Origin of the sequence: Oribacterium asaccharolyticum ACB7 (assembly GCF_000238075.1) — a bacterium.
GTDB classification, from domain to species: Bacteria; Bacillota; Clostridia; order Lachnospirales; family Lachnospiraceae; genus Oribacterium; species Oribacterium asaccharolyticum.
In genome coordinates, this window is the sequence record NZ_JH414504.1 from 191,074 (window position 1) to 208,354 (window position 17,281).

Here is a 17,281-nt window from a genome sequence, read left to right on the forward strand (position 1 = left end):
AAAGGAGAAGAGTCTATGTATTCGGTTGCCATTGTAAGTCCGGAGAAGTCTCTGGAACCAATAGAAAAGGTGATTCAGGACAAGAGTTTTGAATGTCATTTTTATCCCTATATTTATACCCACCTCAGTGACATTGACAAGATCTATGAGGACTGTCGGAAGAAGTGTGATGTGATTTTCTTTTCAGGGGAACTTGGCTATCATTATATTCTGAAAAAGTTTCCGGATATCCGGATACCTTGTGCTTTTACGGCGTATGAACCAATCGATGTTTTATCGATTTTTTTGCAATTTCAGATCGAACACAAGGATATTCCTCTGAATCGTGTATTTTGTGATTTTTTGACCGAAACCAATCATTACATGGGTGTAAGCAAGTATATTCAGGAGGAAGAACGCCCCTATTTTTACAAAGACAGTCAATATGATTATAAGCATATTACGGAGTATGCCAAGAAGCTCTGGGATAAGGGCAAAATAGACATGATTTTATCCCGCAGCATCAATAATCTTAAACGTCTGGATGAATTAAAAATACCCTATGTAGCGGTATTTCCCAATGAAGAAATGATTCGGAACTCCATACAACATGCCTTGGATGATTTGCGTCTAAGTACCATTGTGGAAGAGAAAACTTTGTCCGTTTTATTGCGTCTGCCTTTCTCGGAGGAAGTTGATAAAGATGAGAAGGAATTTAGAGAGGCGCAGGTCTATCAGTTTTTAACGGCATACAGAAAGGCGAAACATCTTCATTTTTCTATTGAAAAAGGTTTTAATCAGTTCGCCGTGAGTGCGGAGATTTCGATGGATGCGGAGATTTTTCCCATTTTGGAAGAAATTCTAAACCAATGCAGAAAAAATCTGAATTTTCCATTCCGTCTGGGAATGGGACTGAGCACTTCCATGGAAAGAAGCCGTTATTATGCCGAGAGAGCATTGATGGAAAGCAATCACTATAGCAGAAATGATGCTTTCTTTATGGAGGAAGAAGGAAAGATTACGGGACCACTTTCTCAGGAACTCCGTTTGGTGTATAACTATAAGAATGAGAAGGCACTTCAGTTTGCAAAAGCACAGGGAATCCATGAAAGTAATATTTTAAAGCTGATTGGACTTTATGAACAGGCTCCGGAAAAAGCCTTCAATGCACAAAGTTTAGCTGAGCTTTTAGGGATTACTTCTCGCTCAGCGAGCCGGATTTTGGCAAAGCTTTTACAACTGCGTCTTATCCGGGAAGGGGTAATCGAAGAGAAAAAAAATTCCGGAATAGAGAAAAAGATGCGCCATGGCAGGCCGGCTTTGCACTTTCACTTTGTGAAGGAAAATTTTGAGGCAAGCTTTTTGTGAGAAAGTGGAACGAGTAGGAGTTTATGGCAAGAAAACAAAAGACAAAGAGAACAACGAGTAGAAAGAAGCAGGCAGAACGAAACATTGTGACGGATTCGAAAATCAGGGAGGAGATAGTGCTGATTATCACCTGCCTGTTTTCCGTCCTGCTTTTTTTCAGCAATTTGGGATTTTGCGGCTTTTTGGGAGAAATTTTAGTTAAAATACAGTTTTTCTTTTTTGGAACGTTTGCTTTTTTGTTTCCTTTTCTTCTTCTTTTTTTACTGCTTTTTTTTATGGCACAGAGGGAAAATCCAACGGTTTATCGCAGAATCTTTTCTATCATCATTTTTTATCTTTTTCTGGAAAGCTTTATCGGAACGATATTTTTGGGGAAAGAAATTCCCTTTGACTTCAACTCTTTATTGGATGGGGGTGGAGTACTGGGGAATGGAATCCTCTTTCTTTTGTCCCGGATTTTAGGGAAGTTGGGAGCGCTTTTTGTTCTTTTCTTTTTGCTTCTTCTCTCTCTTGTTTTTATTACGGAAAAACCGATAGTCAGTTTGTTTACGGCGTATTCCGTCCGTACTGCGGAAAAGGCGGGGCGCAAAGCAAAGGAGGACATCCGACGGATTTCGGAGAATGCGAAAGAGGCACTGCGGGAGCGCCGAGAAAAAAGGGAACAAAGAGAGGCGAGAGGAGTGGATTTTTCCGCGACGGATTTTCATCTGGAAGATTTTGTAGAGGAAAGTAAGGACAACGCCGGAATCCCGTTTAAAGTGATGCGGGAAGAGGGAGGATTCTCCTTTGAAGAGCTGGATTTAACAAGAGGCTTGGGGGAATCTTCAGACAATCGGAAGGATGAAGAGTTCAGCGAGCGGGAAGGCGGCAGACCGGAAGAGAACAGCATAGTGGAAAATGGCAGTTTTACACTAAAGGAAGATATACTCGAATCCCCAATGACTATAGAGGAAAGAGGAAGGTCGCGAAAGCGGAAAACGGAAGAGGATTCGGATCTGAAAAAAAGACTTCTGGAACAGGATTCTTCCACAAGGGTGGTGGAGACGGCATCCGGCGGAAGAATTGCATCCGATATGGAAAAATTGCAGGAGAGAATTGCGGAAAAGAAAGAGGAACAGGAAATAAACCCTGTGCAGGAAACGCCTCCTTATTATTTTCCGCCGCTCTCTCTTTTGAAGTGCTCTAAAGACAAGCATGCCGGCGAGAAAAATGAAATAGAAAAGAATGCCAGAACTTTGCAGGAAACCTTGAAAAGTTTTGGAATCAGTGTCAGTATCACCAATGTTTCCGTAGGCCCTTCCGTGACCCGTTATGAATTACAGCCGGAACAGGGCGTGAAGCTGGCAAAAATTGTATCCTTAAGCAATGATATCAAGATGCGTCTTGCTGCAGCGGATATTCGAATTGAAGCGCCAATACCGGGAAAATCCGCAGTAGGGATAGAAGTGCCGAATAAGAACAGTCAGGTTGTGTACTTAGGAGATATTCTCTCTTCTGAGGAATTTCAAAAGAATACAATGCGTCTTGCCTTCGGCGTAGGAAAAGATATCGCGGGGAAGGTGGTTGTGACAGACATTGCAAAAATGCCGCATCTTTTGGTAGCGGGAGCCACCGGCGCGGGAAAATCCGTTTCCATTAACACTTTGATTATGTCCATCCTATACAAATATAGTCCGGAAGAGGTCAGAATGATTATGGTGGACCCGAAGGTTGTGGAATTACAGGTCTATAACGGCATTCCGCATCTCCTGATTCCGGTCGTAACCGATCCGAAGAAGGCGGCACAGGCACTGAACTGGGCTGTTGCGGAAATGACTAACCGCTACAAAAAATTTGCCAATTTTGCGGTGCGCGACTTGGCGGGGTACAATGAAAAAATTCGGAAAATGTCTAAAGAGGAGAGAGAAAAGGAGGGAGTGGACGTTTTACCGCAGATTATCATCATTATCGATGAGCTTGCGGATTTGATGATGGTTTCCGCACAGGAGGTTGAGGATGCCATTGTGCGCTTAACCCAGCTTGCCAGAGCCTGCGGAATGCATTTGATTATTGCGACACAAAGACCGTCGGTAAACGTCATTACCGGTTTGATTAAGGCAAATGTTCCTTCCCGAATTGCTTTTTCCGTGAGCAGCGGTGTAGATTCCAGAACCATTATTGATATGAATGGTGCCGAGAAACTCTTGGGCAAGGGAGATATGCTTTTCTTCCCGCAGAATCTGCCGAAGCCTATTCGTGTGCAGGGTGCCTTCGTATCCGATGAGGAAGTCGGAAAGGTTACGGATTTCCTGAAAAATCAAGGAACGGTAGAATACAACGAACGCATTATAGACAGCATTGAACAGGGTGAGAGCGGCAATACGGCGGAGGCGTCTTCATCCGACCGGGATGAACTCTTTATCGATGCCGCCAGAACGGTAATCGATACGGAGAAGGCCAGCATCGGATTTTTACAGAGAAGATTCAGAATTGGCTTTAATCGTGCGGCCCGCATTATGGACCAGCTGGCAGAGGCCCATATTGTAGGAGAAGAGGAAGGAACAAAGGCAAGACAGATTTTGATGAGCGAGGAAGAGTTCGAGGCGAACTTTGTAAATAAGGGGGAATAAAAATGAAATCTGATTTGGAAATTGCGCAGGAGAGAGAGTTGTTGAACATTACGGATGTTGCGGCAAAATACGGCATCCCGGAGGAAGAGCTTGAACTATATGGAAAATATAAGGCCAAGCTTTCTCCTTCGGTTTATAGAAAAAAGGAAGAAAGAGAAGGACGGAAAATTGATTTTGGTGACGGCCATTAATCCCACGCCCTTAGGGGAGGGAAAAACAACGGTTTCTGTCGGTCTTACCGATGCCTTAAATCGTCTGGGAAAGAAAACAACTGTTGCCCTTCGTGAACCGAGCCTGGGTCCCTGCTTCGGAGTTAAAGGAGGAGCAGCCGGAGGCGGCTATGCCCAGGTCGTTCCCATGGAAGATTTGAATCTTCACTTTACCGGGGATTTTCATGCCATTACGGCGGCGAATAACCTTCTTGCCGCCATGCTGGACAACCATATCCAACAGGGAAATGCCTTGGATATCGATTTGAAGCGCATTCAATGGAAACGCTGTGTGGATATGAATGACAGGGTGCTCCGCAACGTCACTGTTGGCTTAGGCGGTCCCGGAGACGGTGTTGTCAGAGAAGACCATTTCATTATCACAGTGGCATCTGAAATTATGGCTATTCTTTGCTTAAGTAAGGATATAGAGGATTTAAAGGAAAGACTATCCCGTATCATTGTAGCTTACAACAGGAAGGGAGAACCGGTACGGGCAAAAGAGCTCCATGCTGTCGGTTCGATGGCGGTTCTTCTAAAGGATGCCATGAAACCGAATATCGTGCAGACTTTGGAAGGGAATATGGCACTTGTGCATGGCGGTCCCTTTGCCAATATCGCTCACGGCTGTAATTCTATTATGGCAACAAAATATGCTTTGAAGCTTTCCGACATCGTGGTGACGGAAGCCGGATTCGGGGCAGACCTCGGTGCTGAAAAGTTTTTTGACATTACCTGCCAGCTTGGAGACTTAAAACCGGATTGTGCCGTGATTGTCGCAACGGTTCGTGCTCTAAAGTATAATGGCGGAATGGAAAAGAATGCTCTTTTGGAAGAGAATCTCGAAGCCCTGGAAAAGGGAATTGTCAATTTGGAAAAACATATTGAAAATGTACAGAAGTATGGTCTTCCGGTAGTTGTGTCCATAAACCGCTTTGCTTCGGATTCGAAGAATGAACTGAATTTTATTGCACAATTCTGTGAGAAAAAGCAGGTCGGTTTTGCCATTACGGAGGTTCACGGAAAAGGTGGAGCGGGCGGAGAGGCGCTGGGGAAGGAAGTTCTGAAGCAACTGGATAAAGCCGCCGCCTTCCAGCCCGTGCAGACACTGAGTCTTTCCTTGGAAGAAAAGATAGGAAAGGTGGCAAAGGAAATTTACGGTGCTAAGGATGTAAACTACAGTCCTAAGGCTAAAAAGGAGCTGGAAAAGCTTTCTTTACTGGGCTTTTCGGAATGTCCGGTCTGTATGGCAAAAACCCAGTACAGCCTTTCGGATAACCCGGCTTTACTGGGAAGACCGGAGGGATTTACCCTGCAGGTAAAAGACCTTTATGTTTCCGCCGGGGCGGGCTTTGTAGTTGTTCTCACCGGAGATATTATGACGATGCCGGGCTTACCGAAGGTGCCTGCGGCAGAACGGATAGACCTTATTGACGGGAAAATTATCGGGCTTTCCTAAGAGGATGCCTGTCAGAAGAGAGCGGAAAGAAGGAAATAAAATGTCTCAGTGGATAGATGCCTTAACAGCCTGCCGGGTTCTTTTGGGGGATCCGACAAAGGAAGAATTACAGAGTATTTCTTATGACTCCAGAAAAGCGAAGGCGGGAGATTTATTTCTCTGCCTGAAAGGAACGAAACTGGATTCTCATGACAAGATTCCGGAGCTGATTGCTTCCGGCGTTCGAATTTTTGTAGTGGAAAAAGAACTGGAAGAATTGCATTTAGCGGATGCGGAGCGAGATAAGCTTTGTATTGTGAAAGTAGAAAACGGGAGGGAGGCGCTTGCAGAACTATCAGCTTTTTATTTTCACTATCCGTCAAGAGAGATGCTGATGATCGGGATCACCGGGACGAAGGGAAAAACCACCACTGCAAGCATGGTGCGGAGCATTTTGGAAGAAGGCGGATATCGCACCGGGCTTATTGGAACAACCGGAATTGATTATGCGGGAATTCATGAAGAAAGCAGAAACACTACACCTGAATCTTATACGCTTCAGGAAACTTTTCGGAAGATGAGAGAAAAGGGTTGCACTGCAGTGGTAATGGAAGCCTCTTCCCAGGGTTTCAAAATGCATAGAACAGATGAAATTCTGTTTGACTACGGCATTTTCACCAATATTGAAGAAGACCATATCGGTGAAAATGAACACAAGGATTTTGCAGAGTATAAATATTATAAGTCCTGCATTTTTAAGCAGTCGAAGATAGGGCTTGTCAATCGCGACGCCAATTTTGCGGAAGAATTTTTGGAAAATGCCCCCTGTCCCTGTTACACCTTTGCCCTGGAGAACATGGCGGATTTTCAAGCGAAAGAAATTGAGAATTTACGGCAGGACGACTTCATCGGAACCTGCTTTACCTTCCTGCATGGAGAAGTAAAGGAACGCATTTTCAACCATCTTCCCGGAGCCTATAATGTATATAACGCTCTGGCAGCGGTTTCTTTAGCGTGTCTTTTGAAGATTCCGATGGAGAAGATAAAGCATGCTCTTTCCAAGATTAAAGTGAACGGACGTATGGAGGTTGTTCTGCAGAGAGACGGACATACGGTGATTGTGGACTATGCACATAATGCGATGGGAATGAAGAACCTTTTGCAAACGCTTCGCTCCTATAATCCGGGCCGCTTAATCGTGGTTTTCGGCTGTGGCGGAAATCGTTCTAAAGATAGAAGATACGGGATGGGAGAAGTTGCAGGCGAAATGGCGGATTTCAGTATTTTGACCGCAGACAATTCCCGTTATGAAAAGACGGAAGACATTATTGCCGATATTGAAAGTACCTTGTCGAAAAAAAGCTCCGCTTACATTGCCATTCCGGACAGAAGAGAGGCCATTGCCTATGCTTTAGCACATGCAAAGCGTGGAGATCTTATTGCTGTAATCGGAAAGGGACATGAGGAATACAATGAGGTTAACGGGCAGTTGACACACTTTGTGGATCGGGAAGTGATTCTGGAAGAAGCGGATAAATTGGCGGAGAAAAAATAGAATGGATTTTGAAAAACTCTTCTTAGCAATAGAAAAAATCGTAGTGGATTCCCGGGAGGATTGCTCTTCTGCACTTTTTGTGCCCATTCGGGGAGAAAAAGTAGACGGACATCACTTTATCCCGATGGCAATCAGCCATGGAGCAAAAGAAATCTTCACGGAGGAGGACTTTTCCGATTTGGGAAAGCAGTATCCGGATGTACATTTTCACAGGGTGGAGAATACCCTGGCAGCGCTCCAGGATTTTGGTGCATATTGCCGAAGGAGGTATAGGGGAAAACTCATCGGCGTTACGGGATCCGTCGGAAAAACGACCACAAGAGAAATGATTGCCACGGCTCTTTCTTCCGAAAAAACGGTATTCCAAACAAAAGGAAACGCCAATTCCCAGATTGGTGTTCCGATTACACTTTTTCATATGGCCAAAGAAGAGAGGGAAATCAGTGTTATTGAGATGGGCGTATCGATTCCCGGAGAGATGGAGAAGTTGGCACGAATGGCCAGTGTGGACATGGCCGTCTTTACCAATATCGGCACTGCCCATCTTGAAAATATGCAGACAAAAGAGAACACCTGTTTTGAGAAGATGCATATTCTTATGGGAGAAAATAGAACGGTTGGTCTCTACCTTCCGAAGAAAGATCCGATTCTCTCTGTTCTGGATGAGAAAAAAATCTATGAAATGGGATTTTTGGGTGGAAAGCGGGAGGACAGGGAAGGCTCTGTAAAAGGAAGTTCAGAGAAAGAAGAGAGAATTCATCTCAAGTTATCTTTCTATGAAAAGGCCAATATTCCGCTTTCCGTTCCGGGAGAACATATGCAGGAAAATGCGGGAATTGCCTTACTGCTTTCGAAAGAGCTCGGGGTTTCAGAAGAAGCGGCAAAAAAAGCGCTTTTCACTTTTACGGGACTACCCGGGAGAGGTGAGAAAATTCAGACGAAGAAGGGAATTACTATTCTGGATGACAGCTATAATGCTTCTCCCGATTCCATGAAGGCCAGTCTCCATGTTCTTTCTGCAGAAAAGGGAGGAAGGAAAATAGCGGTTCTGGGAGATATGAATGAATTGGGAAGAGATGAATTGCTTTTACATAGAGAAATAGGAGAAGAACTTCGAAAGCTTTCTATTGATGTACTTTTTACGTTGGGAGAAAAATCGAAAGAAATATGGAAGGGTTTGGGCGAAAAGAAAATTCCGGGAGAAGCCTGTACTTCTCTTTCCGCTTTGACGGAGGCAGTAAAGGATGAAGTAAGGGCGGGTGACACGGTTTTGTTTAAAGCCTCCCATTCGCTCTCCTTATCAACGGTTATTAACAAGCTTTTGGAAGAGGAATAAGGAGTTGATTTGTACGCAGAGGTCATTGTAGACATAAGCCATGAGGCAATTGATAAGAGTTTTAGTTATAGGATTCCCGAGGACATGGTTCTCCATGTCGGGGATCCTGTTTTAGTTCCTTTTGGAAGAGGAAAGAAAAAAGCTTATGTCTTGTCCATTCATGAAAGGGTTTGTTTTCCGGAAGAAAAAATCAAGGATATTGATTCCGTTTTAGATAAGGAATTTTCCGTTGAGGAAGAGCTTCTTTCTTTGGCTGTTTGGATGAGCAGGGAATATGGAACCGGCTTAAACCAATGCTTAAAGACGGTTATTCCGGTAAAGAAAAAAGTCAAAAAGAGGGGAAAAGCTACCAAACTTTTGTGGAAAGCGGAGGAGGCTCCTCTTTCTCTTACAAAAGAGCAGGCAAATGTCCTGGAAGGAATCAAACTTGCCTTCTCCAAGGGCGAGAAGGCTGCCCTATTGTTTGGGGTGACCGGTTCGGGAAAAACAGAAGTTTATCTCAAACTGATGGAAGAAATCATCCGGAAAGGAAAAGAAGTGATTTTTCTGATTCCGGAGATTTCTCTGAGTTTTCAAACCCGCTCTCGTATAGAAAAACGCTTTCCGGGACTCGTTTCAGTACTTCATTCTAAAATGAGTCAGGGAGAACGGGCAGAAAGCATGGAAAAGTGTCGCTCCGGTGAAGTGAAGATTCTTATGGGACCGCGTTCCGCCCTTTTTGCTCCGTTTTCGAATTTAGGACTGATCATTATGGATGAGGAGCAGGACAGGTCATACAAATCGGAACAGGCACCGCGTTATGAGACACGAGACGTTATACGAAAGAGAGGAGAATTGTCTTCCTGCCCGGTTCTCTTTGGTTCCGCTACCCCTTCCGTGCAGCTTTTTTCCGAGGTGGAGAAGGGAAACCTGCCCTGTTTTTGTTTGCATAATCGAGCGGTAGAAGGAAGTACTTTACCGAAGATGCAAGTAGTGGATATGAGAAAGGAGCTGGAAGAGGGAAATCGCTCTATTTTTTCTCGGGTGTTGGAAGGGAAAATTCAGGAAAGGCTGGACAGAGGAGAGCAGGTGATGCTCTTTATGAACCGAAGAGGGTATGCGCCCTTTGTGAGTTGCAGAAAATGCGGAGAAGCACTTCGTTGCCCACACTGTGATGTAAGCTTGAATCTGCATAAAAACGGAATTCTGCAGTGCCATTACTGCGGTTATCAAACAAATCTTCCGAAGATTTGTCCGAACTGTAAGAGTAAATATCTCGCAGCCTTTGGAACCGGAACGGAAAAATTGGAAAGCATCTGTCATAGTATATTTCCAAAGGCCGGAATTCTCAGGATGGATCGGGACAGTACCGGTAAAAAAGGAAAGTATGAAGAGATTCTGCAAGCATTTTCGGAAGAAAAGGCGGATATTCTTCTGGGGACACAAATGATTGTAAAGGGACATGATTTTCAGAAGGTGACTTTGGTCGGAATCATTGCAGTGGATCAGATTCTTTTGGATTCCGACTTTCAGGCCGGAGAATGGGCTTATCAGTTGATTACCCAGGTTTCAGGGAGGGCCGGACGCGGAGAAAGAGCCGGAGAAGTGCTTATCCAAAGCTATCAGCCGGATCATCCGCTACTGGAACTTGCCCTTAAGCAGGACTACCTGTCTTTTTACAAGGAGGAAAAGAACTATAGAAAACGACTCTCTTATCCTCCTTTTTCCGTTATGCTGGCTATGCAATGCATTTATACGGAAGAAGCTTATCTGGACTATATTCTCGGAAAGCTTATGCCCAGAGTACAGGAAAGGATAAGAGACGGAGGGGGAGAAACCTATGGTCCTTTCCCGGCTACCGTCTATAAAATAAAAGATAAGTTTAGGAAAATTATCTATATTAAGCATAGTAATCATGATATAATTTTGCAGCTAAGGGACTATTTTATACAAGAATTAAAGCAGGAAGATAAGAGAAATTTGATTTTGCTACAGTTTGATCTTCTATAGCAGGGTCCGTATTATTTGAAAATAAACACATTGAAAGGGGATAAAATGGCTATTCGTTCCATAAGAACCATAGGAGATCCGATTTTAGAAAAGAAAACCAAGCCGGTAAAGGAAATGACCGACCGCATAAAGGACTTGATTTCCGATATGTTTGAAACGATGTATGAGGCGAACGGAGTGGGTCTGGCCGCTCCGCAGGTAGGAATTTTAAAACAGCTTTTTGTTGTGGACATCGGAGACGGAAAGCAGTATGTGGCAATTAATCCGGAGATTACGACCCTGGGAGAAGAAATGCAAACAGGAGAGGAGGGATGCCTTTCCGTTCCGGGAAAAGAAGGAGTGGTAACTCGCCCCATGCGTATTCTCATGAAGGCCCTCAATCAGAATATGGAGGAGTATGAACTGGAAGCAAGCGGCTTCTTAGCCAGAGCCTTTATGCATGAGAATGATCACTTACAGGGAATACTCTATACCGAAAAAGTGGAGGGTGAGCTTGAAGATGTTGTGTATGAAGAGCTCGACGAGGAGGAGCAGATTTGAAAATAGTCTTTTTGGGAACGCCTGATTTTGCAGTAGAGAGTCTGGAAGCTTTAGAGGCAGCAGGTCATGAAATTGCCCTGGTCATCAGTCAGGAAGATAAGGCCAAGGGAAGAAAAGCCATTGTTGAGAAAACTCCGGTAAAGCTGGCTGCAGAGAGGCTCGGCCTTCCGGTTCAATCGGTTCACCGTTTAAGAACGGATGAAGACTGCATCCGAAGAATCAGAGAAATTGCACCTGATTTTATTGTGGTATCCGCTTTTGGCCAGATTCTTCCGAAGGAAGTATTGGATATTCCAAGATTTGGGGCAATCAATATTCATGCGTCTCTCCTTCCGAAGTACAGAGGGGCGTCTCCGATTCAGCAGGCTGTTTTAGACGGAGAAAAGGAGAGCGGTATCACAACGATGCTTATGGCGGAAGGCCTGGATACGGGAGACATTCTCTTACAGGAAAAGCTGCCTTTAGACAGGAAGGAGACGGCGGACAGTCTCTTCCAAAAGCTTGCCGAACTTTCGAAAACCTGCATTGTAAAGACTTTGGAGGGATTTTCCAAAGGAGAAATTCATCCTGTAGCGCAGGAGGATGAAAAGGCAAGCCTTACAGGTATCATAAAAAAGAGGGACGGCTTTATTAACTGGAACAGAGAGGCGTCCTATATTGAAAGAATGGTAAGAGCTTATACACCTTGGCCGAATGCCGTGAGTATCCTTCCGAACGGGAAAACTTTTAAAATCTGGCAGGCGGATGCAGTGAATAAGCCGGACGAGGAAATGCTGAGTTTGGGGAAAATACAGAGAGGAGATATAGAGCATTTTCTGGGAGATAACTTTAAAGAAGAGTATATTCCGACGGACGGAGCGGGAGGACTCTTTTGTTCCAAGAATAAGCAAAAGCTGTTTTTTTCTACAGGAAAGTCTTTTCTGGAAATCACGGAGCTACAGGTAGAAGGAAAAAAACGGATGGCGACTTCGGATTTTCTCAGAGGCTATAGCGGAAAAGCGGAATAGTTTTGAAGCTTTATATATTGCAGAGGGGAATAGCTCGCGAAATTTGATGGGATGAGCATCCTATCGGAGACAAGTTCTCGTTTTTTGGAACAAAGTCAAAAGGAGTTATGGTGGAAAGAAAAAAGAGAGAAAGGCTAAGCGGTAAAAAAACGCAGGGAGACTGGAAAAAGAGGCTGGCAGAGTCTAAAACGGCAACTCCCTGTATCCATAAAAAAACGGAGAGAGAAGCAGTTTTGGAACTGCTTTGTTCTGTTTTTACGGGGGGAGAATTCTTGCACCTTGCCTTAAGAAAGCTTTTTTCGGAAGAATCTTATTTTGATACACGTTCAAGAGCCTTCATCACCCGCTTGAGTAGAGGAATACTGGAACGTTATATCCAGATCGATTACTTCCTTTCACTCTATTCCAATACTCCTTTACGGAAAATGAAGCCTGTTCTCTTGCAGGTTCTGCGGCTTTCCGTATACCAGCTTCTTTTTCTGGATAAAATTCCGCCGCACGCCGCCATTAATGAAGGTTTGAACTACCTAAAGAAAAGAAAATTGCAGGGCCTCGTACCCTTTGCCAATGCTATTTTACGGAAAATAGCACAGGATAAAGAGCAGCTTCTTCAGAAATTAGAGCAGGAATACAGAGAAGATGCGATTGGAGCAGCTCTTCCGGAGGAGATTTTTGCATTTTTAAAGAGAGATTACGGAGTGGAGGAGACACTTCGAATAGCAAAAAGCTTCTTGTCCTCCGATGCTGGTTTTTATATTCGAAATGAAGCCGGAGAGGGAGAAAAAGTACTGGGGAATATCATGGAGGAAGAACGTTTTCTCTCCGGAGAGGTGAGCATTCAGGATTTTTCTTCGCAGGAGGTGGGAAGGATTGCTCATTTACGAGAGGGAAGCAGAGTCTTGGATTGTTGCAGCGCTCCCGGCGGAAAGGCTTGCCATATGGCGAGTCGATTGAAAGGAAGCGGAATGGTCTATGCCAGGGATGAAAAATCGGATAAGCTACATTATATTGAGGAAAATCGAGAAAGATTGCATCTTGAAAATATGGAGATAGAAGCCTGGGATGCGAGAAAACCGGATTCCCGATTTGCAAAGGAAGAGGACAAACTGGATGTGGTTCTTTGTGATGCACCCTGCTCGGGACTCGGCGTCATCGGGAAAAAAGCGGATCTTAGACTGCATTTTTCTAAAGAAGGAGTAAAATCTTTACAAAGCTTGCAAAGAGAAATTCTTAGTACGGTACAGAGCTATGTGAAGAGGGGAGGACAACTGATTTACTCCACCTGCACATTAAGCAGGGAGGAAAATGAAGAAAACCGAGACTTTATTTTAAAATCCTTTCCTTTTCGTCTGGAAACGGAAAAGAAATTTCTCCCGGGAGAGCCGGGAGACGGCTTCTACTATGCCAGCTTTATTCGAACGGAGGAAACGGGACAGCCATGCAAAGTTTAAGAGATTTGGAAGAAAAGGAAGTAGAGGCTTGGGTGTTGGAACATCATTTTCCCAGGTATAGGGCGGAACAGATTTTTCGCTGGGTACAGGAGAAGGATGTAACGGATTTTTCGGAAATGGAAAATCTTCCCAAAGATCTCAGGCAAGCCTTGCGTGAAGAATTCAGCCTTGCCCTTCCGGAACTTTACCGTCGTTATACTTCCAAACTGGATGAAACGGAAAAATTTCTTTTTACACTCGCAGACGGACATCGAATTGAAGCGGTGTTTATGGCTTATCACCACGGGAACACTGCGTGTATTTCCACGCAGGTGGGTTGCAGGATGGGATGCGCGTTTTGTGCATCGACGCTATCAGGCCTCGCAAGAAATTGCAGCTCCGGAGAAATGCTCGGGCAAATTGTTGCGATAGAGCATCTTACGGGGAAAAAGATTTCCAATGTTGTGCTGATGGGATCGGGAGAACCCTTGGATAACTATATGGAAGTACTTCGCTTTATTCACCTTCTTAGCGGGAAAATCGGCAGAAATATATCGCAGAGAAATATAACTCTTTCTACCTGCGGAATTGTACCGAGAATTTTGGAGCTTGCAGAGGAAAAACTGGGCATCACGCTGGCGCTTAGTCTGCATGCGGCAACGGATGAAAAACGAAAGAAAATTATGCCGATTGCCAATCGTTATGCTTTGTCCGATGTGATGGAAGCGGTTCGCTTTTATTTCAAAAAGACGGGAAGAAGAATTAGCTTTGAGTATGCTCTGGTCTTCGGCGTAAATGACGGGGAAGAGGATATACGGGAGCTGAGTGGACTTTTAAAGAAGAAAGGGGAGCATTTTCCCGCACATGTAAATTTAATTCCCGTGAATCCCATTAAGGAAAGAGATTTTACCGCGCCGGATCGAAAAAAAATCAATCGTTTTAAAGAAGGGCTTGAAAAGCAGGGAATAACTTGTACCATTAGAAGGGAGATGGGCGCGGATATTTCCGGTGCATGCGGGCAGCTGCGAAGAGATGCGGAAATGGAAGAGAAGGAGGATTGATGCAGTTTTTTGCGAAAACGGATCAAGGGAAAATGAGAAAAATGAATCAGGACTTCCTTTTTGCAACGAAGGAGGGACTGGGAGTATTTCCCAACCTTTTTTTGTTGGCTGACGGCATGGGAGGACATAAGGCGGGAGATTATGCTTCCCGTTATCTGGTGGAAAGCTTAGTTTCCTATCTTGGAGAGATGAAAGAGGAATCCCCTATACGGTGCTTGGATTTGGGAATCAATAGAATGAATAGGGAGCTTTTTTGCCTTTCCCAAAATAATGGAAATCTTCGAGGAATGGGGAGTACTCTTGTTACCGCCTATGTAGAAGACCGTGTGTTGTTTGTTTCCAATGTGGGAGACAGTAGGGCCTATCTTTTTCGAAAAAGTCGTTTGAAACAGCTCACAAGAGACCATAGTTATGTGGAAGAAATGATTGAAAGAGGAAAGATGATTCGCGGTTCGAGAGAATATCTGAGTTATAAAAATTATATTACCCGGGCTGTGGGTGTAGAAGAACAGCTGGCGGTGGATTATTTTGAAGAAGAATTGGAAGATGGAGACCTGTTTTTTCTTTGTTCGGACGGATTAAGCAATATGGTGGATTATGAAAGCATGGTACAGGTGCTGAAAGATGATGCGAGTTTAGAGGAGAAGGGACAGGCCTTGATTGATTTGGCAAATATCAATGGCGGAAAAGACAATATAGCCTTGATTCTTGTTGATCCCTTTGGAAAGGAGTAGGGAAATATGAAGATTGAAAAGGATACCCTGCTTCAGGAACGATACAGGATAGAAGGTCTGATCGGCGAAGGCGGGATGAGTTACGTCTATAAAGCAAAGGATATTAAACTCGGAAGAATTGTGGCGTTGAAGGTTTTGAAGGATGAGTTTGCGGGAGATGCAGAATTTGTAAACAAATTTCAAAATGAAGCAAAAGCGGCAGCCAAATTGAATCACTTGAATATTGTTTCCACCTTTGACACGGTTGATGAAGGGGATTTGCACTTTATCGTTATGGAACTTGTCGAGGGGATAACTTTAAAGAACTTTATCCAAAGAAAGGGGAAAATTGCGGAGAGAGAAGCAATCGGGATAGCATTGCAGTTGATTGACGGCATAGACCTCGCTCACAAGATGGGGATTGTCCATCGTGACATTAAACCCCAAAACATCATTGTAAGTACGGAAGGTGTTGTTAAAATTGCCGACTTCGGTATTGCAAGAGCAGCCAGTCAGGAAACGGTTAACACGGCTGTAATGGGGTCTGTGCACTACATTTCTCCGGAACAGGCTCGTTTAGGGGTAAGCGATGCGAGGTCGGATATTTACTCCTTCTCCTGTACGCTCTATGAGATGTTGACCGGAAAAGTGCCCTATGCGGGAGAAAACTCCATGGCAGTTGTATTTTCACACCTGGAAGATCCGATTCCCAGAGTTCGAGACAGTGTAAAAGAAATATCCAAGGCTCTGGATTATATCGTTTGGAGAGGAATGCAGAAAAAGGCTTCCCTTCGTTATCAAAGTATAGCGGATATGGGAGAAGATTTACGTCTTGCGCTGGAGGATCCGGATGGAAGCTTTCTTTCCGAGAGAGAGGACGATGGAGGAAAAGGAGTCTTCGGAAGAAACGGATTGGACCAGGGAATCAGTAATCTCTACAAAGGCCTGGCTATTGCATCGGTTATTTTGATTGTAGGAGTATTTCTCTTTTTGGGATATAAGGTGGTGGGACTTCTCCGTTCCGTGCAAAGCATTTCCTCTGACGAAACAAAGCTTACGGAGAAGACTACGGAAGACAGTACGCAGGTTGCTATTACGATTTCCGCATTGGACAGCTTGCTGCCGGGAATTATCGGAAAGACAATCCCCGAAGCGGAAGATATTTTGAAGAATTATGATATTCGCCTTTATGAAGATAAGGCGGAGTTTTCCGATGAATATGAGGAAGGGCAAATTATCTCTTACCCCGGTGGACAATATAACAGCCATAGTCGTATTTATGTAACTCTTTCCAAAGGAAGTAAAGATTTGGAGTTTTATGACCCCAAAAATCCGGAAGATTTGTCCTCTTTGCAAAAGATGTCTATTGCAGAGCTGGAGCGGAAATTACAGGATAGAAACATTCAGTACAGCATCAAGGAAGAAGCCTCCGATACAGTTCCTGCAGGCTATGTGATTCGAACCAACAAAGCCGGTACAAAAGATGCCGGAGCCTTGGAAATCACGGTCAGTACCGGAGCTGCCAGCAATTTGGTGGCAGTTCCCGACCTTGTCGGTATGACGGAAGATGAGGCGGTTTTAGCGATACAGTCTGAGGGGCTGGTAGTAGGAACAATCACTTATGTTTCCGGTACGTCGGTGGATGCGGATTATGTGCTTAGCCAGAGTATTCTGAGCGGTACTATGGTGGAGCAGGGACAGGCTGTTTCCCTTACCGTAATCAGAGGGCAGAGTTCCAAGCCTTCCACCTCTACGGAAAAGGCATGGGTTTCCAGCATTAATCAAAGTGTGAGCATAGGAAGCGGAGGACCCGGTGTTCAAGGGACCGTTTTGGTTGTTGTTTATCTGATTCAGGAAATTGATGGAGAAAGTCGTTATACTACCATACAGTCTGCCAGATCTTATGCCCTGGGCAGTGAGATGCAGCTGAGCATCAACCGGATTGTAGGGGCTACCGGGCTTTCCAAGGGAACCATAGAGGTAGTCGATGCGGAAAATGATCGCGTACTGGCCTCCTTCGACTTGGAATTCCACCCGGAGGGTTAGT

11 protein-coding genes and 1 pseudogene are annotated in these 17,281 nt (G+C 44.5%); all 12 read left to right on the forward strand.

The window, feature by feature from the left end; all coding sequences use genetic code 11:
* Positions 1-15: 15 nt before the first annotated feature.
* The 12 genes and pseudogenes from HMPREF9624_RS00775 to HMPREF9624_RS00835 all read left to right on the forward strand — a co-directional run bounded on the left by HMPREF9624_RS00775 (position 16) and on the right by HMPREF9624_RS00835 (position 17,280).
* Entirely contained in the window at positions 16-1,347 is a 1,332-nt protein-coding gene (locus HMPREF9624_RS00775; protein WP_009536094.1) for a hypothetical protein, read from the forward strand.
* A gap of 23 nt (positions 1,348-1,370) precedes the next feature.
* A complete protein-coding gene (locus HMPREF9624_RS00780; RefSeq protein WP_009536095.1) occupies positions 1,371-3,956 on the forward strand; it encodes a DNA translocase FtsK in 2,586 nt (861 codons plus the stop codon).
* A 2-nt stretch (positions 3,957-3,958) separates the two neighbouring features.
* A pseudogene (locus HMPREF9624_RS00790) lies at positions 3,959-5,624 on the forward strand (formate--tetrahydrofolate ligase).
* Between the two features lie 40 nt (positions 5,625-5,664).
* A complete protein-coding gene (locus HMPREF9624_RS00795) occupies positions 5,665-7,158 on the forward strand; it encodes a UDP-N-acetylmuramoyl-L-alanyl-D-glutamate--2,6-diaminopimelate ligase (RefSeq protein WP_009536098.1) in 1,494 nt (497 codons plus the stop codon).
* Position 7,159: 1 nt separating this feature from the next.
* On the forward strand, positions 7,160-8,494 hold the full coding sequence (locus HMPREF9624_RS00800) for a UDP-N-acetylmuramoyl-tripeptide--D-alanyl-D-alanine ligase (RefSeq protein WP_009536099.1): 1,335 nt from the start codon (positions 7,160-7,162) through the stop codon (positions 8,492-8,494).
* A 9-nt stretch (positions 8,495-8,503) separates the two neighbouring features.
* Entirely contained in the window at positions 8,504-10,483 is a 1,980-nt protein-coding gene (priA, locus tag HMPREF9624_RS00805; RefSeq protein ID WP_009536100.1) for a replication restart helicase PriA, read from the forward strand.
* A gap of 45 nt (positions 10,484-10,528) precedes the next feature.
* Positions 10,529-11,023 (forward strand): peptide deformylase, encoded by a 495-nt coding sequence (gene def / locus HMPREF9624_RS00810; protein ID WP_009536101.1) that lies wholly within the window; start codon positions 10,529-10,531, stop codon positions 11,021-11,023.
* The gene (fmt, locus tag HMPREF9624_RS00815) at positions 11,020-12,030 is read left to right on the forward strand and encodes a methionyl-tRNA formyltransferase (protein WP_009536102.1); all 1,011 of its coding nucleotides are present in this window, start codon (positions 11,020-11,022) and stop codon (positions 12,028-12,030) included. The genes def and fmt overlap by 4 nt, the downstream gene beginning before the upstream one ends.
* 107 nt (positions 12,031-12,137) lie before the next feature.
* Positions 12,138-13,481 carry a transcription antitermination factor NusB gene (locus HMPREF9624_RS00820; protein ID WP_242822599.1) on the forward strand — a complete coding sequence of 448 codons (1,344 nt, stop codon included), beginning with the start codon at positions 12,138-12,140 and terminating at the stop codon, positions 13,479-13,481.
* Positions 13,469-14,521 carry a 23S rRNA (adenine(2503)-C(2))-methyltransferase RlmN gene (gene rlmN, locus HMPREF9624_RS00825; protein WP_009536104.1) on the forward strand — a complete coding sequence of 351 codons (1,053 nt, stop codon included), beginning with the start codon at positions 13,469-13,471 and terminating at the stop codon, positions 14,519-14,521. Before HMPREF9624_RS00820 ends, rlmN begins: the two co-directional genes overlap by 13 nt.
* On the forward strand, positions 14,521-15,255 hold the full coding sequence (locus tag HMPREF9624_RS00830; RefSeq protein ID WP_009536105.1) for a Stp1/IreP family PP2C-type Ser/Thr phosphatase: 735 nt from the start codon (positions 14,521-14,523) through the stop codon (positions 15,253-15,255). The genes rlmN and HMPREF9624_RS00830 overlap by 1 nt, the downstream gene beginning before the upstream one ends.
* A 6-nt stretch (positions 15,256-15,261) precedes the next feature.
* Positions 15,262-17,280, forward strand: a complete 2,019-nt coding sequence (locus tag HMPREF9624_RS00835; protein ID WP_009536106.1) for a protein kinase domain-containing protein — start codon at positions 15,262-15,264, stop codon at positions 17,278-17,280.
* Position 17,281 lies beyond the last annotated feature (1 nt).

Excerpts from the sequence above, each read along its gene's own strand:
- HMPREF9624_RS00775 (WP_009536094.1), top strand. The coding sequence starts at position 16 with ATGTATTCGGTTGCCATTGTAAGTCCGGAGAAGTCTCTGGAACCAATA.
- HMPREF9624_RS00780 (WP_009536095.1), top strand. The coding sequence starts at position 1,371 with ATGGCAAGAAAACAAAAGACAAAGAGAACAACGAGTAGAAAGAAGCAG.
- HMPREF9624_RS00795 (WP_009536098.1), top strand. The coding sequence starts at position 5,665 with ATGTCTCAGTGGATAGATGCCTTAACAGCCTGCCGGGTTCTTTTGGGG.
- HMPREF9624_RS00800 (WP_009536099.1), top strand. The coding sequence starts at position 7,160 with ATGGATTTTGAAAAACTCTTCTTAGCAATAGAAAAAATCGTAGTGGAT.
- def (WP_009536101.1), top strand. The coding sequence starts at position 10,529 with ATGGCTATTCGTTCCATAAGAACCATAGGAGATCCGATTTTAGAAAAG.
- HMPREF9624_RS00820 (WP_242822599.1), top strand. The coding sequence starts at position 12,138 with ATGGTGGAAAGAAAAAAGAGAGAAAGGCTAAGCGGTAAAAAAACGCAG.
- rlmN (WP_009536104.1), top strand. The coding sequence starts at position 13,469 with ATGCAAAGTTTAAGAGATTTGGAAGAAAAGGAAGTAGAGGCTTGGGTG.
- HMPREF9624_RS00830 (WP_009536105.1), top strand. The coding sequence starts at position 14,521 with ATGCAGTTTTTTGCGAAAACGGATCAAGGGAAAATGAGAAAAATGAAT.
- HMPREF9624_RS00835 (WP_009536106.1), top strand. The coding sequence starts at position 15,262 with ATGAAGATTGAAAAGGATACCCTGCTTCAGGAACGATACAGGATAGAA.